The following is a 20,845-nucleotide window of genomic DNA, read 5'->3' on the forward strand; positions in this document are numbered from 1 at the left end:
TTCCAGCTATATGTTTAAAAAAATGCATTTTATCGACATATAAGCACAGCCCACAACCACACCAGTTAAAACAGTGCAGACAACGAGAAGCATCCGTTGTTTTCCCTACAAGCAACAGACAGAGAAGAACTTTTTTTGAACTAAAATTTGACGATTTTTATGATTATTACAATCGTAAAATTACTTCGTATTCCTTCCTGAAAAACGAAGTATGGAGGTGGTATGAATACGCAGTTAGTTGAAAGAGAAAGAAAAAAACCGGCGTCCTCATTTAATCCTAACGAAATCATAGCGAACCGGGTCGGGCATATCGTTTCTTCAGTGTTTGCAGATTTTGATGATAAATCCCTGGCATCTGAAATCCTGGTGCTGGAGGATCTGGATTTGCTGGTATATGTCGTGGGTGCTTATCTGCAAAAGAAAACGCGGATGAGCGAACGTGAGATGGACCTGTTCAAAGCCAGGATCTAGCCAACAGGCAGTGATTGATGCTCGGTATATTTACTGAGTGGTTCGGATGCCAGAGTTTCAAACAACTCCCCTTCCTCTGGTTCGAACACAGCAAGACACATTCCCGTGAGATAGTGTCGGCTCGCATAGTAGATACCCTGAAAATTGCACCCTGGATAATTTGTCGGTAACCAGTAATGGCTTGCGTCAGCGAGTAATCAACACCTGTCAGTTGATCCGCTGTTAAATGCAACATTGACGCAAGTGTTGCCATATCAACCAGTATCAATGGGGATTTCGGGTGCAGCGTATACATATGTGCAATATCCAAGGCATGCCCTGATATTGCGAAATCTCCATTGGCGTGGTGGTACATTCTGCCATAGCTTTCAGCCAGCGCTGTCAGGCTATTTTCCGCAAAGTAACGAACCCCGGTTTTACCAGACAGATCGTTATAACGCCCCATTTCTTCTGGTTTCGTTGGTTTCCCGTAATGTTCCGCCGAAGCGTAATATTTCCCTTGAAAACGTTTCACATCAAGGTCAAAGCCAAATACAGGTAACTTTCCATCGAGGCAGATTCGAGCCAGTTTTTCTAAAACTAGTTACCGATCACGTGAACTGTTTCTGGAACCGGGTGGCAGCGCTTATGACATACAGATACCGGACACCGCTACTCCATTATTTTAAGGCGTCAGAGATAAAACAAACCATTTAATGCGAATGAAAATAGAAATAATTTACGGATACGTAACGCATCGCAGTTAATTAACCAATTGATATTAAACAATAAAATACAAACACCCTCTTTGAATTGATTATTGCGCAAGATAAACTATTAGCAGGCTATTTTATAAATAGACTGAGGGAATATCACGAGGGACGACGGTCAGAAGACCACTCTGTTTAGAAGGCTCTAACATAATGAATGCCGAAAAACTTGCTATTCTCCAGCAGCGAGGCATTGCTTCACATGCTGCTCACTCCGCTATCTCCGATGAATTAAACCTGAAAGACGCCCCCCATCCCCGCGCAAAAAAACTGCGGGATATCTATTTTCAGACACTCTCTTCTGTGGATACCGAATTTCCCTACTGGTATACCCGCAAGTGGGATGAACTGGCTGACGACGTGGCGATTATCCGCCGGGCAGAAGCGCTGAAATGCGCATTTTCCCATTTAACGCCCAATATTTTCCCCGGCGAAAAACTGGTGATGCAGAAAACCGCCTGGTATCGCGGCTCCTTCCCGATGCCATGGCTGTCGGAAAGCTTCTTTCTCGCCAATGCTGACGAACTGACGGCCCGTACCGATACCGGAAGCGACAGCGCCGGGAAGCTGTCTCATTTTGGCGGCGGCGGCGGTAACGTCACGCAAAGTTACGGCAATATTGTTTCCATTGCCGGGAAGTTTGGCATCCGTGCAGAGCAGACCCCGGCCCTGATTGCCTTAGCCAGAGCCTGGGAGGGGCGCTCAGTCGAAGCGCTCGGGCATAAGTACGAAATGCTGATCCCGGATTACCAGGTTAAAGAAGACATCATGAAGTCGGTAATCTGCATGTTCGATTCCGGCTATACCATCCCGCAGGGGCGTGAGGTGGTTAACTACTACTATCCGCTTCAGTATGGGCTGGACGGCATTAAAAACTTTGCTCTCGAACAGCGTGACCAGGTTGCAGGAAACGCGGACGGCGACGGCATCACCGGCATGGACAGGCTCTATTACTACGATGCCGTGCGCATTATCATTGAAGGATTGCAGAACTGGATCCATCACTACGAGCAGCACGCGCGTGAGCTGGCTGAACAAACTGCGGATGCGCAGCAGCGCCAGGAATATACCGATATTGCGGAATGTCTCGCGTGGATTACCCACCATCAGCCCCGGACCTTCCGCGAAGCGCTGCAGCTCAGCTACACCCTGCATCTTGCCATGCTGAACGAAGATGCGGCATCGGGCATGTCGCCGGGACGTCTCGGCCAAATCCTCTGGCCGTGGTTCGGGCAGGATATCGCCGCAGGCCGCCTCACGGAAGACGAAGCGCTGGAGCTACTTCAGCTTCATCGCGTCAAACTGACCTGCGTTGACTGCTTCGCCTCTACTGGCGTAGTCGGCGGCGTGCTCTCCGGCAACACCTTCAACAATGTGGTCCTCGGCGGCCTGAAAAAAGACGGTCTGTCCGCCGCCAACCGGCTTGAAGAGCTGATTCTGGAGGCGGGCATCCGCTGCCAGTCCACCCAGCCGACGCTGAGCGTGCTGTATGACGAGAAAGTGCCGGAGTCTTTCCTGCTGAAAGCGGTGGAATGCACCAAAACCGGCGCGGGCTATCCGGCGTGGATCAACAACCAGGTTGGCATGCAGTTCCTGCTGAGCCAGTACGCCGCCGAAGGGATGGATGTCGAAGAGGCCCGGGCTATCGCCATCGGCGGCTGCCTTGAAACCTCGCCCGGTTCGTTTTTACCCCTCACGCTGAACGGGAAGCAGTATGATATCCCCGGCGGTTCCGGGCAAACGGCGGCCACCGGCGTCCACTTCCTCGCGAATCCGAAAATCCTTGAACTCGTTCTCACTAACGGGATGGACAGGCGTACCGGAATTCAGGTTTACCCACCGCATAACCTGAAACTGGACAGCTTTGAACAGCTGTGGGAGCAGTTCACCCATTATTATGAACAGACCTGTGATGTGGTGGCGAAAGCCAATAACATTCAGATGGATATCTGGCGTAAAAATAATATGTCCATCATGAATTCCTTCCTGAAGCCGGATTGCCTGCGCAAAGGCAAACATATCGGCCAGATGGGCTACCGCTATAACGCCACCTATAACATTGAAAGCTGCGGCACCATCACCTGCATCAACTCGCTGGCGGCGATTAAAAAGCTGGTCTTCGATGACAAAACGTATTCTCTCGAACAACTCACTGACGCACTGCTGAATAATTTCGGCTATCAGACGGCGGAAGAAAGCGGCAATTACTCGATGGCGGAGCAGCGCAAAACCGATACCGGCAAAGACTATGACGATATCCACGCCGCCTGCCTGAATGCGCCTAAATTCGGCAATAACGATCCCTGTGTCGATGATTTGCTAAAAATGTACGAAAGCTGGTTTTGCTCGATGGCGCGCCAGTATGAGTCGCTGTACGGCAAAAAAATGTATGGCTGCCAGATCTCCGTTTCCACCCACGGTCCGCAGGGTGCCTGCACGCTGGCAAGCGCTGACGGACGGCTGGCGGGAACCACCTATTCAGATGGATCCATGTCCGCCTATCCCGGCACCGATCGTAACGGGCCGTATGCGTTATTCAGTTCCGCCACCGTCTGGGATCACAGCCAGTCGCAGAACTCACAGATGAACCTCAAACTCCACCCGACATCGGTACACGGCGCGGCAGGCTCGCGCAAACTGCTGGAGCTGACCCGCAGTTACCTGCGTAAAGGGGGATTCCATATTCAGTACAACATTGTGGACTCCAGAACGCTGCGTGACGCGCAGCAGCACCCCGAAAACTACCGTGAGCTGATGGTCCGCGTCGCGGGCTTTACGCAGTACTGGTGTGAAATTGGCAAGCCGATTCAGGATGAAGTTATTGCCAGAACCGAATACGAGGAGATGTAATCATGTGTGAACGTAACCATAGCCAGTGCCATCAGTTCTGCCCGGTCGATGTCGCCAAAGGTCTCTGCCGCCGCAGCGGCGATATCATCATGACGGACTCTCCTGTCTGCGAACACTTCAGTGAAAAACCGCGCTGCGAACACTGCCGTCACTACGACGACACAACCTCACCGGCGCAGTGTCTTGGTCTGGGAAAACCTTACTGGGTTGACGCCAGTACCAACGCCGGGCTGTGTGAGGCATTCACCCGCCGTTAACGTGACTCCGGTCGCCCTGAACCCGCTTTCCGGCGGGTTCTTTTTTACAGGAGACATGAGATGGATGCTGAAAAGGGTCTGATCTTCGATATTCAGAGCCACTCAATTCATGATGGCCCCGGCAGCCGCACCACCGTGTTTATGAGCGGTTGCCGCCTGAGCTGCCAGTGGTGCGCCAACCCGGAAAGCTGGCAACCGCAGGAAAAGATGTTATTCAGTAAGATGCGCTGCGTCGCATCACAGGGATGCACCCGATGCGTGGAAAGCTGCGCCAGTCAGGCAATTACCGTTGCGGACGGTCAACTGATGCTGGATAACGCACTATGCCAGACATGCCGGACGTTAACCTGCACTCATGCCTGTCCGCCACAGGCGCTCAAACGATGCGGCCACGACTATTCCGCAGACGCATTACTCCAGCGTTTACAACATGACCGGGATTTCTGGGGGGAAGACGGTGGTGTGACATTCAGCGGCGGCGATCCGTTTGTCCAGCATCGTTTTCTGGACAATATCGCTCATCGTTGCCAGAAGGCCGGGATCCATACGGCCATCGAAACCACGGCTTATGTCCGCGAAGACATTTTCCTGGACGTTATGCGGTTTATTGATTTCGCGTTTATCGATGTCAAACATCTGGATAGTCATGTTCATCGCCAGTTTACCGGGGTGGATAATACCCTAATCCTGAGCAATATTCAGGCTCTGGTCCGCAGTGACTGGCCGGGTCGTCTGGTGTTACGGGTGCCGGTAATTGCTGGTTTTAACGACACTGACGATAACATACAGGCGCTGGCGGCATTTATGGAATCGGCGGGCGCATATGAAGTTAATCTGCTGCCCTTTCACCGGCTGGGGGCCTCAAAGTGGCAACAGCTGGGCAAAACCTATCCGGCGCAAAACTGGCAACCACCGACAGATGCGCGGCTGGCAGAGATAGAGCAATTCTTCACCCAAAAACAACTGGCCTGCTATATCGGCAGCGACACGCCCTTTTGACCCCGTGATACACCGTCCGGCAAATCTATAACGCCTTAGTATCTGATACCACTGTCACATCGGATTGCCTGGCAATACCTACCCACCGCCAGGCAAAAGGGTGATGCCAGTGGCATCAACACCCACCGCATTTCGCTAAAACTTCCCCGGCTCATATACAAAACAACCTGTTCGCCCTTCCTGGATTTCCCCAGACTCCAGCACAATCGCTACCGGGAGATCCCAATGAAACTCGCCCCTTACCTGATAACACTGACACTACCGTTTATCTCGTTATCTGCCGAAGCGGATTACCACACCCCAGATTAACGCCGGAAATACCGTTTCTGGCGATGTTGTTGATGGCTCAAAAGGTAATCAGCATGTTTATCTGACTCCACCATCACTGGCCCCTATGCCTGGAGCTACGTTGGCGATGGTGGGCAAACCAATCACATCACCGTTACCGATCACGGTGAACTGTTTCTGGAACCGGGCGGCAGCGCTTATGATTCACAGATAACCACCGGTGGTGATCTACAGGTGAACGGTTATGCTGAAAACACCTATGTGGATAGTGGCGGACAGGTTTACGTTAACGCAGGAAATAATAGCGTCGCAGATCCAGGACAAGGCGGCCAGATTATTAACACCACCGTTGGAACTGGCGGCCTGGTCGTTACTCCTTCCCGACCGCATCAGGGAGAGCTATGGGTGCAGGCGCTGAGTAATCGCTTTGACGTTAACCGCACAGGCAATACAGCATACCGCCAGCGGCTCGGTGGTCTGATGATGGGCTATGACAAAAACCTTCCTCACCAGACTGGCCTGCTTACACTCGGTATTGCAGGCGGCTACAGCCGTTCCGATCTTGATCTCGCCAACAACAGCGACGGCTCAGTAGACAGCTACAGCGCCGCGTTATACGCCAGCTATTATGATCAAAGTCGTTTCTGGCTGGACGCAATGCTGAAAGGCAATCTGTTTAACCAGCACCTTAAATGCCCGCATGAGTTCCGGTGGTCACGCCGACGGCAGTTTCACCATCCCCGGTCTGGGTGGGTGTCTGATTGCCGGGTATGACGCCAGATTCGCCAGGACCACCCTCTCCCCCCTTTGTCGGTTTCACTGGCTTCATCTCACAAAGCGATGATTACCGGCTGTCGAACGATATGCAGGCACATCCCGGCACGGCTAAATCCGCGCTGGGACAAGTCTGGTTCCGGCTGCGCCAGAATATGACGACTCGCCAAGGACCGGGTATTTAGGGAGCAGTTACAGATTTTAATCCCTACAGGAAAATTAAATATTTTTTGTGATATATGCTAAATATTGATGTTCATCAATAAAGATAATAACAAGATAATAGATTAAATCATTTTCTTTCAGTTAATTACCATATGAATCAAATTAGTTATTTGCATAACGCTATAAATATGATTTTTTATAGGTTAGCTCGGTAATGATAAAAAAAGCTCAAATCCAAAGTTATGCAAAAACTTTAAGGATTAAACCCAATATCACCCATAATATAAAGAGGTCTCAAAGATGAACATAAACCCGCTAGACACAACAGAACAAAGGGAACTTGATAAACTTGCTTACAGCATTTACGGGCAAGCCATCGACAAAACCACCCCAGTATATCAAAAATTTTTAGATGCGAAAAACAAAGCTACAGAATCTTATATTTTATCCCATAGTCATTATCAGGAAAAATTAAAACCAGAAGTGTTAGAAACATTAGAACCAACAATTAATGAACTATTATTCAGTTCCATACAGAAAGCTGTTAATATCGACCCTTACTCTCCATCAGTTTACTGGGTAAATAATGCAAAACCGAGACTTAGCTTTGATAAAAAATTTGAAATCCCTGGAGGAAGATATTCTTACGACAATCCAGATACCATATACAGAATGGTCCCTATTGATAGCAATAATCGATATATAATCAATGGAAAACAAAACACGAAAGGGGGAACCAGTGATTATACCTACTCACTGATTATTAACCCGAACTCACAAAATACAGTTGCTTATTTAGATAAAAACACATTAGAAGTGGACAGCAATGGTGAATACACTATTACTATAGACAACAGTGCCTCCGAGGGGAGAAGTAATCACCTTCAATCTAACGATATGGTTCAATTTTTATTTATCAGACATAACTTAGCTGACTGGTCCAGTGAAATACCAGATACGCTCAGAGTGGAATTAATCAATCAGGCGCGAGAAAAAAGAATTTCACTTGACGACATTATAAACACAGCAGTCAAAAACTTAGAAGAAAGCGCAATCACCTATGGTGTAGGCGCAATGGGGGTGGAAACCTATATACCAAACCCGGTAAATACAGTCCCTCAACCTAAACAATCTTCGGTATTAGGAACTCTTGTTACACAAGCCAGTTCATTCGGCCATATTGATATAGATGAATCCGAGGCATTTATCATTACTGTATATACAGGCGGTGCTAAATATTTTGTCGTTCCCGTATCCAATGCATGGATCATATCTGTCAATGTAGATTATCATCAATCAAGCCTGAATAACAGACAGGCTTATCCAAATAATGACGGATCATATACTTTTGTTGTCAGTTTAAAGGATCCAGGAGTAGCAAACTGGCTGGATACTGCGGGCCTGCATGAAAATACATTAATGATCCGGTGGCAAAATATGCCACAAGACTCAAAGCCAAGCGTTAGTTATGAGTTAGTACCGTTATCTGATCTTAAAAGATATTTACCACCTGAAACTCCATTTCTTACTCCCGATGAGCGTCGAGACACACTCCAACACAGGATGAATGGATATCATAAGCGGGATATTTGATTTGGAGTATTTTTGTATTCCTTTTTTAATATTCACATGGAACTGATTAGGGCACGGATGCCTGAAATATAACCGTTAACATAACTGCATCAAAACCCAGATCAAACAATCTCCCCGCCTGCGTTTTCGTTTTCCCATTGCTCACAACCCCTCACGCCATCACTCTGCGCTGACCCCCATCCGCAACAGGAAACAGATATGTCGGACGACACCTTCAACATGGGTTTCCTGCGTAGTGCGATCCATATTCAGCTTCACACCCACAACGCGACCCGGCTGTGGACCAGGCGGCGGGCGACCGAGAACGGCCCAGCGCCAATCATCGGGATGCCGCGCTTTATCGAAATTCTCAACCAGATACGCATCGCCGCAGAACACAACGATCCTTTCGCCGATCTGCGGATGCTGCGTATGGAAGAGAAGCTGGCGCAGTCGCGTAAGATGATGCAAATGATCGAAGGCCGGACTCGAACATCGCAACTATCCTTATGATCTTAAGAGATTAAACTTAACATAGTAGGTTAGATACCATCATTGATACCATCAGTCCCGATTGGTGATAATCGAACACTATAAAAAATCATGACGAACATTATGAATGTAAGTTAATTTATGTATTTTTAGCAAGAATTTTTTAAAGAACATCAAAATAACTCGTATATTTATTTTTTCATCCGATTGAAAAATAGGATAATTTGTATACAGGTTATAAGGATTCTTGATTTATGGTAATATAAAACAACAAATATATTGCATGGAGAAATGAACTTGGATACATTATTTAAGATTTTTGAAAAATTTAGTTCAAGACCGCTTTATTTTATTTTCTTTGGTTTATCAGTATGTGAATTTTTACAAAAAGAGTCAGCATTAAAAAGTCCTAACATAGAAAACATACTATATCTTTTATCTGCAATGATAATGGTAGTCTTTTTAACAGGGGGATATGAATGGCTCATATTTAAGTTCAATGTCACATTGGAACCTCATGATCAGGGCGATATCGGCCCAACGATTGGAACGGCAACATTAGCAGTTTATTTGGTTTATGCATTTCATTTTTTAAGTGAACAACCAGATGCCTTAAATCTCAAGTTGCTAACTAATTCAGGATTCATTTATAGCACAACTTTATTGTTATTTTCGCTTGAGTCAATGAAACTTAGGAGATTAAAGCAAAGATAATAATTAAGTTTCGGAAGAGTATTAAATATAACTTGGCACTATAAAAAGCCGATATGATTATACTCCTATATCATATCGGCTTTTCATGTTTTAAGGCATCATAGATACATAATCTACACCAATTCTAGAACTGTATTGCGACGCAATAGCTTGGTATCGTTCAGCATAACCACTTCGAAGCTGGGACTTTAATTTCAGTTTAACTGGTACATTTTGTACATTGTCATCCATGCTACTCAAGAATACCGCTGAAAGTATATTTTTCTCTTCCCCCGGAACGGTATGGCCGTGATTTAAAACAACCATATAATCAACCACTGGTAAAGTTTTATCGCCTTCAAATATAGATAAATACTTTCTGGTATTCTTATGAATTACATAAATATACTTGGATTGTTCTGCATTAGGTAATGCTTTATTCTGGTTAGCATTGAAAAGTTCTAACACCTTAATTAAACGATGAGGACTTAATCTTTTATGATGTGGATCATTACCCTGAGTAGGCACAAGATCGCAAGCAGCAGAAACACATAAATACCATTTTTCAGATTCAGTATCGAAGAAAATTGTGCCTGTTGAAATATGTCCTTCTTCAAAATTTTTAGAAGACAGATTCATGTTCAAAGCATGATACATCTCATTAAATGAGCTTGCATTTGCAGGTAAATTCATTTGTTTTGAACAATAATCTAATGATTTCGCTTCTCCACTACTTTTAAAATCAGTTGTATATGTTTCAAAAACATCATTAATGAAGCCTACTAAAGATTTATTTCCCTTCAATCTTTCATAGAGTTCTTCAGATAAATTACTAAAAACAAATTCAATGTTTTTCCTTTTAATTTCATCAGAAGCGGAATTTAATATTTGATTCAACCACCCAGCTTGACCATAACCATCATTAGCTAAATGGTTATTGAAAGAAAGTGCTTCGGCTTCAATAGTATTTTGAATCTCTGACTTGATAATTTGATAGTAAGATGGATTCCATTCAATTAATGATTCATTTAGTGTTTGCCAAATTCTCTCACCATCACTTTCATGATCATCTTTATCCTTATGGAACACACTGATAAATATATTACCACTTTGAATCCATTTAATACCGGCTGTGTCCCCTACAACCATACTTTTTGTCACATAATCTGGAATGACGGCATTTTCAGCGACTGCATATTCAGAAATCATCTTAGCAATGAAATTAATATCATTTTGCTCTGTAAGGCTTCCATCATCTCGGATTGCTTTCTTAATACGCTTACATAGGCAGTCATTTTGGATATATAGTACAGTTTCATCCCTCGTTAATGCCCTTTCTCCTTTGTGGATCAAATCAGGTGAAATAACACTCTGCCAGTATTCAATTAATTCATCATTTTCTGTTTCAAGTATTTTCTCATTACAATTTTCGATCCCTCTTAGAGAAGAAGCAATTTGCATCCAAACAGTTTTGAGCTCCTCTCTCGTATAAATAACAATCATATTCAAATGATCAGAATTTTTTAATTCTTTTAATATTGTAATAGTTTTATCCGGTGCATTGTTATCTAAATGATAATCCATTATGACCAAATCTGACTTACGGATGCGGTCAACATCAAAGTTTACTGAACCGTTGTCAATATCACAGATCATATTCTTGGCTTGAAAATATTCTTCGAGGGTAGCAGCACGCTTTGAGGAATCAACTTTTGCTGGGTCTAATTTTATCTCGCTATTAAGTGCTTTGATAGAGTCAGAATAAGTAATAAAATCGTCATCTATCATTACTACTGAACGAATAGCATTATCACAAAAAGTTTTCTGCACAAGGGAATTATAAGTTGTTATAGCCATGTTATGACTCCACTCCATTGAACTTAATTACGAAATTAGCACCATCTTTAATTAAATAGTCATCTTCAACATTTGGATCAGAATACCAAATCTTGTGGTGTGCTACAGCTAAATTCTCCCTGCATAAATAAAGCCCGACACCATGACCATTAGCTCTTTTGCTATAAAACAATTCAAATAAACGAGGAATGTCATCTGGGTCTATAGCAGGGCCTGTATTTGCAATTATAACTAAAGAATTAACAAAATCTATTTTGATTAGACGATTATCGGACAAACTCACCCAATACATTGCGTTATTTATAATATTAGTAAAAACCGGATATATTCGTGAAGGTATATCATTGATAGATATGTTCTTAAAATCATCACCGAACTCAATGGAAATACGTTGTCTTTCAAAACGATCACCAAAAAACTTCAGGATATAATCCATTATATTTTTTCCAGAAATTTTTTGCCTTGACTGATATCCAGATATTTTCAAAGGTGATAAAAACCTGATTTGTTGTGTTAATGATCTATGTGCATTCAGAGCCAATGTGAAACCAGGGTGTTCCTTCGCGGCTGAAGGCAAAGAATTTAGTCCTCGTGTAACCATCGAGTCCATTTCTTCAAGCTCGTGTGAGAGTATTTCGACGCTGATTCCTAACTGAGCCAAAGCATTTAAACTCTTAGCTTTATCCTCGAAATACTCTCTTTCTTCTTCTGATAGCGAAAAAGCTGAGTCTAAATTTACTCCTTCAAATAACCTTTCTAATCCTTTATTTATAGATTGATATTTGAATGTTAGGGAGTCAATTGTTTCAATATAAATGCTGTCGAGTAAATTTAAAACATTCTCGATCTCAGTATTGTTATTAATTGAGTCAACTATTGATATAGCTTTAGAGTAATATATAGCTCTATCACTTTTAATTTCTTCTCCCCATTTCTTTAAGAGAGCATTTGTTTTTTCATCTATATTATTACTAAACTTGGTTAATCTGGCATTTATGATCCCTTGATTTTTATCAAGATGATTTTTACCTACTAACGAAGGTTCTAACTTATTTAATTCAGAATCCAATTTATTAACTATTAATTTCATCTCTAATATATACGCAGAGAATTCATTGTATTTATCACGATAATTTCTATATCTCTCCTCATATACACCAATTTTAGGTGGCTTAGTTGGAGTTTTTATTTCTGTTCTCAATGATTCTAAATTAGCAAGGTCAGCATCTATTTCTTTTATATAATTATAATCATGCTTGTTTTGATTACTATCTAATTTAGTCTTCAATTTTTTTACAGCTTCAAGCGAAGCATCTAAAACGGGAGTTTGCGTTTTTAGTGCCTCAGAGAAACTCTTTTGTGTCGATTTACGAGCTTGTTGCTGTGCTGATTTTCGTAATTCCTTTTCACGTTTAACTTGCTCAAGAAGTTCTTTACGATCTTCGGAATTTCTACCAAAAAATCTATCCGCTAATGATGTTAATAAATCTGAAACTAATGTTTTCAATTCTCTAGCAGCTTGGTTTCGAATGAAGCCTTCCCTTCCAGATTTATCCTTTAGTTCTTTATTATTTGATTGTGTGATACTGATAAATCCGAAAATTCTTCGGTTAGACCAATAGTACCGCCCAGCATTCCATGAACGTCTTTCCTCGATTTGGAAGAAATCATTATCTACTCGTCCATATGGCAACACTCTTAAATTATCCCGAAACACCATAAGCCCAGCATATTTTTTTGCCTTGAGGTCAAAGTGTGTATGCTCTCGCTCGGTGTGCGAGGTATTTTGCGGCAGAAATTCTAATGTCCCAATTTGAATTTCAAATGGTCCGACTCCAGAATCAGAATTAACACTTATGCTGGCAGGAATAACTACTTCGCCCTTATCCTCACCAAAAGCTTTTACGCGACCTCTAAACCAACCTTTCTCATCAACATAGCCTACAACAGTGTGCTCTAAAGCATCAAAATCGCTTTTACTAAATACATCCGATTGCTTTAATATTTGACGATGGTAACCATTGGCCTTAACTGTATATATCTCATAAGAGAATGATAGATCCTCTAAAATATAAGGATTTACAAATGCCCTTAAAGTGTCAACCAAGCTTTGTTCAACATCAGATAACTCTGCATTATCCTTAGCTAAATCCCCTGCATTGGTTAATAATGACAAATCTCGTCCAAGCTCCAATAAAAAGAGAGCGGTACCATGTTTACCACCGTCTATCTTTTCAACTTTGATTAGGATTTCTTCCCAAGGAACGAAGACACTAGGATCAATTTTAAATTGGTCACAAAAATTAATTATTTTATCTTGAGTAGTAATAAAGTCACTTTTTTCATTTACAGCTTTCTCGTCTTCTGAGAATTTTTCCCAAGCTGCTTTTGTGAGAAGATGATTAAAATGACGAACTTCATCTTCATCATCATCTTTGCTGGGAAAGGATACATTCTTCTTAAGTTCAATGAGCAAACCAGATAAAACATCAGAGAGAGAATCTATTTTTTCAAACTCTCTGAATGGAACAGTGACATCGTCAAATGAGAGATACGGGTTTTCGAAAAGCCTCCAATCAATTAGTAAGGCAACATAATTATTATCCATTTTCTTAGTAACAAGAAAAGTTACGGGAGATAGAAAAGCAGCAGATAATCGCCCAATCCCTTTTTCTCCTTGAGTTTTTCGGATACCTAATCCGAACCGCTCATTTTCTTCTAATGTGTTCTTTCTCGTTTTAGATTCGGTGCCAACAACAAGCCAATTATCAATAATTTGTTGCAAGGACATTCCGCAACCGTTATCTATAAGGGCTCCGCAAGGGTAATCGCCATCTATTGTGTATAATGCCACATCTCTTGCATAAGCATCATATGCATTTTTCCAAAGCTCGCTTACAGCAGTTGGACAATCTGCAATCTGCCCCTTACCGAGATGTTCAATTGTCCTTGCTCTCGCTTTAAAGCTAAGAGATCTCATCTGCATTTTTATCATCCCTATGAGAGTTATTGATTATTATTTCAACACAAGATTTCAGAAGAATTTTCCCCAGATTTACAGGAACAGCATTTCCCACCTGTTTCCCTTGGCTAATGATGCCTCCAGAAAAAATGTAATCATCGGGGAATGTTTGAAATCTAGCCGCCTGCCTTACAGTAATTCCATGGTTATCCCACGGATGTAGGAAACGGCCCTTTGAAGGATTAAAACAACCAGTCGTTATTGTTGGGCCAGGTAATGATAGCCTTATCCGACCATAAACATCTTTATGACCAACATAGCCATTCGAATGACAAGGCAATCTAAAATCAACATCTTCCCGACTGCCATTAATTGGTGTCAAACTAAATCTTTCAATCATATAATCAGCATGATTCATATGAATATTATTTGGATCACTTTTATTTTCTTTAAGCGTATTTCTAAATTTTAATTTGTGTGCGACATCTTGCCCTAAAACAGCAGTAATTTTTTCAATAATAGAAGATGTAGGTTTTTCAAAGATTTCAGAAGCATTAACCCAATAAGGTTTTTTATCTTTGAAATGAGTTGGGGAAGGTGGCCAATCACCTTCGCTGATAGAAATATCATCTCTGAGTCCTAAGATAAATACCCGGTTTCTGTTTTGAGGAACTCCATAATCTTTTGCATTCAACTTTAATGGACCCAAGATATTATATCCACTATTAGCGGCAAGCCTTTTAAAGTTGTTTAAATAATCTTTATGTTTTTCCCAAAGCAAACCTGGCACATTTTCAACAAGAAACATCTTAGGCTGAAAAATTTTAACAAAATCATAGTAGCGAATAAGTAATTCATTTCTTGGATCATTAACACCAGCATTTTTTATTCTATGAGATGAAAAACCTTGGCAAGGTGGCCCACCAATGATTAGATCCAACTCTTTTTCTTTTAGTTGTAAGCTATCCATTAACTCATCAGGTGAAATAGCCATAATATCTTTGTTTAGTAATTTTATGCTATTTTCTCTTTTTTGAATTAAATTTTTTCTGTATGTATCACAAGCATCTTTATCAAGTTCTATTGCAGCTAAAATTTCAATACCCAGATCCAGAGCGGCTAACGAAAAGCCTCCCGCACCTGAAAAAAGATCTATGGCCTTGATTTTATTCAATTTATCCTTCACTCTTATAAGCAATCGTTTTCTTACAACTAATTTTACAGTAAGCGGGCAGTTATCACAATCCAAAGGTAACATCAAGGCAGTTTCTGGTTTTAAGTCACCCTGTATAGCATAAATACTTAAACTGAATAAATTCGGTTCCTCATGCTAACTTTATTTCCTTTATTGAAAAATACCTAAATATTGCCTTTTGAGTTAGCTTTTCATTATTTTTCGTACTAAATAAATTTTTTTTGTTCAGATGACGAATGTATTCAATATAAATTCTCGAAAGCTGGTGTTGTGTTACCATATTATAAAAGGAAATATATTGCATGATAAAAATAGATTTATTTAAATCAAACAGTTTAAGATAATTTATTATCGAAACTAGTAGTGCCTCTTCATTTTTTTGTTTACATAGTTTTTTTATCATTGTTAAAGTAAACACGTCTGATATTAATTCATTGAAATGATATTCATCAACACTAAAATAAATTGGCACTTTTATTAAAGACAAACTTGTTTCATCAAACTCCAAATATAAATCATGCACTTTAAATTCTTTTTTTATCTTTAATATATCAATTAAAATCTCGTTGTTATTATAAAAATAATTTTTTTTAGTTATGTACGACTCGGAAAGACAAACGCTATCAAGTGAGTTGTAGTATAAGTTGTTGTTTGCATCAATATATATTTTAGGAAACGCAAACAACTTTTTATTTCCGCAGCAAATTTCTTCAAGTTTTAAATTGAAATGATGAAAGTCCATATATTCCCCTCTTTTAATTACTGATAATGCATATTTTTTGTTTGTCAATATCTATGAATGATGTTAATATTTATTTTTTGATATCAGCATTCTTAAATCATAGCCAAGAGAGATCTTAATATGTCAAATCATAGATTTTACATTGTAAAGATTTGCACCCCGGAGTTTTTAGTATATATCCCTGAATTTTTAAAAATTGAACTATCGCATAATAATATTTGCCCTTCTAACTTCATTCCTATTTTTGTAGTTATTGATCGAGCCAATAAAATTGATCCTATTGTTTGTGTTACAGAAGCATATGCATTAAATAAAAAAAAGGAGTTGCAGAAAGCTCACCAAGCTGAAAATCCTTTATTCAAATTTCCTATATTAGAAAAAAAGTTAAAGCTTATTAACGAAGAAGAAGGCTGTCGTTTAAGAATTATACTGTTAGGCGAAGAGTGTGAAGAAGAGTTAGAAGAGTTGCCAGAAGAAAAATCAACCATTACAATTTTCGACATGATATTATATTCGACGTGCTGTTTTTTATTAAAAATTCATAAAGAAATAAATCGCAATAATAGTGTAATATTATATTTAGAAACTAGCATTAACTATCTTAAAGATAAGTTTGACAAAATCGCTTCAGACAAAGATGAAATTTCAAACTCACTCAACCCTTTGGATAAAATATCAAATAGTAATAAACCAAACATATAATAAACACTACACCTCCTAAGCAAGGGCTAACTCATCGAAGCTCCGCTTCTCTGAGTTCCCTTGTTTTTCGCCCTTCGGTTGAAAAAGAAAGTCAAAGTCGAACCTACCTCATTGACATGAATTGCATTTCCACTATAAATATATAATGTGTTGCAAAGGAATTGCTCACTTTAAAGCGAATACACATATGAAAAGGAGTTTATATGAGTAAAATAATAACATTGTCGTATACAAATAAATTTAAGCCAATTAGCGATAATAAATCTCAATCATTGCGAATACACTGTGTCAGTGTACGATTAAATAAAGAAGAGTTAGAGCTTCTTAATGCAAGCCGTGGTGATAAACGCAAAGGTGAATGGCTTCGCATGGCATCACTTCAAAAGCTTCCTCCTGCCATTCCTGCAATCAACTTAGAAGTTTGGCAATCATTGTCAGATATATCTCAAAAGCTAAATCGTCTAATAATCCACCTTGATACTAAAAGCAGTAATAGTGAATTGACGAAAACAGAGATCTTCGCTGTTAAAAAGCAGATTAAAGAGCTTCGCTCATGTCTTACAGCTTCTGATCCGTCCGTAAGGTAGTTTTTTCGCATGAAAGGAATGCAGAAGATCAAAAGGGGAAAAAGCTTCTCTGGTGTGGTTCTCTATGTGTTAAAGCCAGGTTCACATCATAAAAGTGATCCAATCGTAATTGGCGGGAACATGTTAGGTGATTCAGTCCTTGAACTGATCGCTGAATTTGATGGCACTAAAAAGCTTCGTCCAGATGTTCAGAAACCGGTATGGCATAACTCCCTACGCTTACCAGCAGGTGAATCACTAACGGCTGAACAGTGGTCCAGCATCGCAGATGACTACATGAAGAGGATGGGGTTTAATGATACTCACCTTCGTTGTTATGTGCTTCATGAAGACGATGGCCAGCACATACACATTATCGCAAGTCGCATAGATCTCAATGGTGGGAAGCTCTACTTGGGTAGGAACGAAAACCTCATCAGCACGCAGATCATCAGTAAACTCGAAGTCGCTCATGGCCTGACAGTGACCAAAACTGCATCTCCCCCCTCGCAAGCACAACCGAAGCGGAAGAGAGTATCCCGTAATGAGAAAATGCTATCGGAACGAACCGGGGTGCTTTCACCAAGAGAAGCTCTGCAGCAGATACTTGATAAAAGTTTTGCAGATACACCTGACCTTTTAACTTTTATCAAGAGGCTGGAAGAAGCAGAAGTCGGTTGGACGGCGAATGTCGCAAGCACAGGTAAAATGAACGGGTTCTCATTTTCCTACCGAGATATAGCCTTCAAAGCATCTCAGCTTGGAAAGGCATACTCTTGGGTAAATCTTCAAAAGCAACTTAGCTACAACCCCGACCACTTAGAAGCTATACGAACCAACACACCAACAAAAGACCACCCTGCTGTTCCTGCTCCTGCTCCTGCTCCTGCTCCTGCTCCTGCTCCTGCTCCTGCTCCTGCTCCTGCTCCTGCTCCTGCTCCTGCTCCTGCTCCTGCTCCTGCTCCTGCTCCTGCTCCTGCTCCTGCTCCTGCTCCTGCTCCTGCAACGATTTTAAGGACAACTGAGAGAAGGGAAAGTATCGGTGGAAAAATTGCAGAACTGGAATTACGGCTCAGAGAAGACAAACGGACCGCACTCGTAGAAAAGATTCTTCTAAAGAATACAGTCAAACAGCAAAAGCATCTCAGGCTCATCGGCTGGATTCCATTTATCAGAAGGTTAATAGAGCTTCTGCGAAGCTATGGTAAGAGCATTCTTCATAAGACCCCTACAAACTTCTCAGAAGTCTATTCAACACATCATCTAAAACCTGCAAGAAAAATTCGTTTATAGACAGTCAATTACAAATACTTTTCGTAACCGCACTCTATCTGTAGTAACAAATTTGCGTTTAGTCAAGAAAATATTGATCGTTATTACAGATCGATAATCTAGTTGTGATAACCAAAACCTATCAAGAGCTAATCATCGATCGGTACAAGCAATTTTACTAAAGAGAGTCGGTCATCGAGAATCTCTGTAAACGCACCATTTAATCTGCAACCTTGAGGTTGATATGAAAAACGAAACAATAAAGTGCCCGTTCTGCTTCAAAGAGAGCCAGTTTGGAGTTAGCGTCTGCACTGGCTGTCATTCAACCATCAAATATGGAGCCGTTTCATCTTGGTTAGCTTTACTAATAGGAATTGTGCTGTTGGCGATAGCTTTCTTCATATTCGCTGTCAGTCAAAGTTTTATATTTGCTGTCGTTATCTATTTTGCATCAGCAATTTCTTTAAGATTCTATTTACGTAAGAAATTTGCACACAGAGCCGTTTTCACACATAAAAGCTAACCCTAATCAAATATAATAAGGAAGATAAAATGAATAAATTTATTGTAACCTCCTTTTTCATTGCAATATTTTTAATTTCTGGCTGTTCAACATCAGGGAACCAGAACCTTAAAAACGAAACACCGCAAAGCCTCCAGTCAAAGATCATTAAAAACAAAACAACTAAGTCGGAATTACTCACTAAGTTAGGTGAGCCTGATACAAGAACCACACTCGATGACGGAAATGAGCAGTGGAAATATTTCATGTCTAACAATCAGTTCCGTGCAACGACTTTTATCCCTGTTGTCGGATTGCTAACTGGCGGTTCTCAGACTCAGTCTAAAACGCTTGAAATCGACTTCAAGGGAGAGACCGTAAGTAGATGGGCTTTCTCCTCTGACAACAACAACACCAAAACTGGCATTCTTAATTAATTATTTCTGGATAATAAAATGAAAATATACTCAATCCTTACAGTTATCCTTACTACATGTCTTCTAACTGCATGTAACAGTGAACCATCGCAAGACGATATATACAATGCTTTCAAAATTGTTGTAGAAAGATCAAATGCAAGTATGAAAGCTCTGAACTCAAGTATTCCCGAAAAAGATCTTTTAAGAATCGATTATGTGAAGAAAGTTAACTGCACAGAAGAAGCAAACAATGTTTATAACTGCATTGTCGATGCCTCTATTAGCAATATGAAACAGACAAAGCCTGTAAAGCTTGTGAAAGCTGATGGTAACTGGAAAGAAGTTCAGTAGTAGCCTATATCAAGAAGTCTCTTTTAGCCCCCGCATTGGGGCTTTTTATTGCCTATAATCTGACGGCTCTTACGCGAACTTCATGGGTTAACTCTTTCTCGATTACTTTCATTTCATATTGTGCTCTGACAGTAGTATAGATTTCTTCGGCTTTTTCTTGATTGTTATCAATATAATTAACGAGAGAATTTAGCTCCCTAAGAACCCCTTCTTTGTTATTTAATCGTTGTAGTAGACTGCTTGTCAGACTTTTGTATACCGAACTGAACATGGTCATCACATTGTCTATATTGCGATCTGATTTGGAATAAATTCTTTTAGGATAGAAATACTTTAAATGATAGCCCACAAAAATTAGGTAAAGTTGATATGAGAAACTTTTATCTCCGGGATGGTATCTTTTTGAGATATACTTATCGACAATAATGATAAGTTGCTCTTCCAGAGTAAACTCTGAATTGATGATGTTTTTGTCCATAAAATGCATCCTTGCATAATTGAAATAGTCTTCCTGACCATATGTTTATATTTATCGCATTTATTTAACTTGTCAATAGGTGCAACCTATCAATTGCTATTTTTTATTAAATGGTCTATTCAATTGTTCCATAGTGAGACCATGTCTATAAGCATTATACTGCCAATAACTAAATTGCTCTTTGTATCTATTGTTCTGTTTTTTTAACATTTCATTTTCGGCTTTTAGATTTAATATTTGTTGTGCCGCAATCGTTAAATTAGCTGGTTTTTTAAGGCCTGATTTTTTCAAATTGGACAAATTTTTCTTTGTTTTATATGCTTCAACAACTTCGTTATGAGCACTTAAAGATTGCCTTGTAATGGTTCTGTTTAGATTTTTATATACTGATTCACATAAATCATCCCATGTTATTTTGCCGTCCCAAGCCAGTATAATATTTGTAATTGTTTTTATTTCACTCCTGTTTAAATGTTTTGCCATATGTAT

General features: G+C 40.6%; 19 protein-coding genes and 1 pseudogene. 13 read left to right on the plus strand and 7 right to left on the minus strand.

The window, feature by feature from the left end:
• Nucleotides 1-222: 222 nt before the first annotated feature.
• Nucleotides 223-471: a hypothetical protein gene (locus tag C3432_RS19585; RefSeq protein ID WP_103778223.1), complete on the plus strand. Its 249-nt coding sequence runs from the start codon at nt 223-225 to the stop codon at nt 469-471.
• Here C3432_RS19585 and C3432_RS19590 read toward each other — a convergent pair.
• On the minus strand, nt 455-985 hold the full coding sequence (locus C3432_RS19590; protein WP_181012956.1) for an RES family NAD+ phosphorylase: 531 nt from the start codon (nt 983-985) through the stop codon (nt 455-457). The genes C3432_RS19585 and C3432_RS19590 overlap by 17 nt on opposite strands.
• 388 nt (nt 986-1,373) lie before the next feature.
• Here C3432_RS19590 and hpdB point away from each other — a divergent pair, with 388 nt between their 5' ends.
• The 7 genes and pseudogenes from hpdB to C3432_RS19625 all read left to right on the plus strand — a co-directional run bounded on the left by hpdB (nt 1,374) and on the right by C3432_RS19625 (nt 9,331).
• Nucleotides 1,374-4,070 carry a 4-hydroxyphenylacetate decarboxylase large subunit gene (gene hpdB, locus C3432_RS19595; RefSeq protein WP_103778225.1) on the plus strand — a complete coding sequence of 899 codons (2,697 nt, stop codon included), beginning with the start codon at nt 1,374-1,376 and terminating at the stop codon, nt 4,068-4,070.
• 2 nt (nt 4,071-4,072) lie between these two features.
• Nucleotides 4,073-4,327: a 4-hydroxyphenylacetate decarboxylase small subunit gene (hpdC, locus tag C3432_RS19600; RefSeq protein ID WP_103778226.1), complete on the plus strand. Its 255-nt coding sequence runs from the start codon at nt 4,073-4,075 to the stop codon at nt 4,325-4,327.
• A 60-nt stretch (nt 4,328-4,387) separates the two neighbouring features.
• Nucleotides 4,388-5,326 carry a 4-hydroxyphenylacetate decarboxylase activase gene (gene hpdA / locus C3432_RS19605; RefSeq protein ID WP_103778227.1) on the plus strand — a complete coding sequence of 313 codons (939 nt, stop codon included), beginning with the start codon at nt 4,388-4,390 and terminating at the stop codon, nt 5,324-5,326.
• A 522-nt stretch (nt 5,327-5,848) separates the two neighbouring features.
• Nucleotides 5,849-6,388, plus strand: a complete 540-nt coding sequence (locus tag C3432_RS28075) for an autotransporter outer membrane beta-barrel domain-containing protein (protein WP_258041633.1) — start codon at nt 5,849-5,851, stop codon at nt 6,386-6,388.
• Nucleotides 6,389-6,853: 465 nt separating this feature from the next.
• Nucleotides 6,854-8,146: a DUF1214 domain-containing protein gene (locus C3432_RS19615; protein WP_103778228.1), complete on the plus strand. Its 1,293-nt coding sequence runs from the start codon at nt 6,854-6,856 to the stop codon at nt 8,144-8,146.
• Nucleotides 8,147-8,344: 198 nt separating this feature from the next.
• Nucleotides 8,345-8,602 (plus strand): annotated as a pseudogene (locus C3432_RS19620) (AcaB family transcriptional regulator); the annotation flags it as partial.
• Nucleotides 8,603-8,908: 306 nt separating this feature from the next.
• Nucleotides 8,909-9,331, plus strand: a complete 423-nt coding sequence (locus C3432_RS19625; protein WP_023240650.1) for a hypothetical protein — start codon at nt 8,909-8,911, stop codon at nt 9,329-9,331.
• A 90-nt stretch (nt 9,332-9,421) separates the two neighbouring features.
• Here the strand turns inward: C3432_RS19625 and C3432_RS19630 are convergent, their stop codons facing one another.
• From C3432_RS19630 to C3432_RS19645, 4 genes are all read right to left on the minus strand, one after another.
• Complete coding sequence (locus tag C3432_RS19630) at nt 9,422-11,167, minus strand: response regulator receiver domain (RefSeq protein ID WP_103778229.1); 1,746 nt, start codon at nt 11,165-11,167, stop codon at nt 9,422-9,424.
• A gap of 1 nt (nt 11,168) precedes the next feature.
• On the minus strand, nt 11,169-14,153 hold the full coding sequence (locus C3432_RS19635; protein ID WP_103778230.1) for an ATP-binding protein: 2,985 nt from the start codon (nt 14,151-14,153) through the stop codon (nt 11,169-11,171).
• Nucleotides 14,134-15,387, minus strand: coding sequence for a DNA cytosine methyltransferase (locus C3432_RS19640; RefSeq protein WP_103778231.1), 1,254 nt, complete (start codon nt 15,385-15,387; stop codon nt 14,134-14,136). The genes C3432_RS19635 and C3432_RS19640 overlap by 20 nt, the downstream gene beginning before the upstream one ends.
• A 67-nt stretch (nt 15,388-15,454) precedes the next feature.
• Nucleotides 15,455-16,066, minus strand: coding sequence for a hypothetical protein (locus C3432_RS19645; RefSeq protein ID WP_103778232.1), 612 nt, complete (start codon nt 16,064-16,066; stop codon nt 15,455-15,457).
• A gap of 120 nt (nt 16,067-16,186) precedes the next feature.
• Between C3432_RS19645 and C3432_RS19650 the strand changes: the two genes are divergently transcribed.
• The 5 genes from C3432_RS19650 (at nt 16,187) to C3432_RS19675 (ending at nt 19,878) form a co-directional block, all read left to right on the plus strand.
• On the plus strand, nt 16,187-16,768 hold the full coding sequence (locus C3432_RS19650) for a hypothetical protein (RefSeq protein WP_103778233.1): 582 nt from the start codon (nt 16,187-16,189) through the stop codon (nt 16,766-16,768).
• Nucleotides 16,769-16,971: 203 nt separating this feature from the next.
• On the plus strand, nt 16,972-17,355 hold the full coding sequence (locus C3432_RS19655; protein WP_103778234.1) for a hypothetical protein: 384 nt from the start codon (nt 16,972-16,974) through the stop codon (nt 17,353-17,355).
• Nucleotides 17,356-17,364: 9 nt separating this feature from the next.
• The gene (locus C3432_RS28560; RefSeq protein WP_103778235.1) at nt 17,365-18,627 is read left to right on the plus strand and encodes a relaxase/mobilization nuclease domain-containing protein; all 1,263 of its coding nucleotides are present in this window, start codon (nt 17,365-17,367) and stop codon (nt 18,625-18,627) included.
• A gap of 531 nt (nt 18,628-19,158) precedes the next feature.
• Nucleotides 19,159-19,545 (plus strand): hypothetical protein, encoded by a 387-nt coding sequence (locus C3432_RS19670; protein WP_103778236.1) that lies wholly within the window; start codon nt 19,159-19,161, stop codon nt 19,543-19,545.
• An 18-nt stretch (nt 19,546-19,563) separates the two neighbouring features.
• Entirely contained in the window at nt 19,564-19,878 is a 315-nt protein-coding gene (locus C3432_RS19675; protein ID WP_103778237.1) for a cell wall-binding protein, read from the plus strand.
• A 52-nt stretch (nt 19,879-19,930) separates the two neighbouring features.
• On the opposite strand, the gene C3432_RS19680 is transcribed toward C3432_RS19675, so the two are convergent.
• Together C3432_RS19680 and C3432_RS19685 are read right to left on the minus strand one after the other, a co-directional pair.
• Complete coding sequence (locus tag C3432_RS19680) at nt 19,931-20,356, minus strand: hypothetical protein (protein WP_103778238.1); 426 nt, start codon at nt 20,354-20,356, stop codon at nt 19,931-19,933.
• Between the two features lie 96 nt (nt 20,357-20,452).
• A complete protein-coding gene (locus C3432_RS19685; protein ID WP_032746578.1) occupies nt 20,453-20,839 on the minus strand; it encodes a hypothetical protein in 387 nt (128 codons plus the stop codon).
• Nucleotides 20,840-20,845 lie beyond the last annotated feature (6 nt).

This window comes from Citrobacter amalonaticus, assembly GCF_002918555.1.
Classification (GTDB): domain Bacteria; phylum Pseudomonadota; class Gammaproteobacteria; order Enterobacterales; family Enterobacteriaceae; genus Citrobacter_C; species Citrobacter_C amalonaticus_A.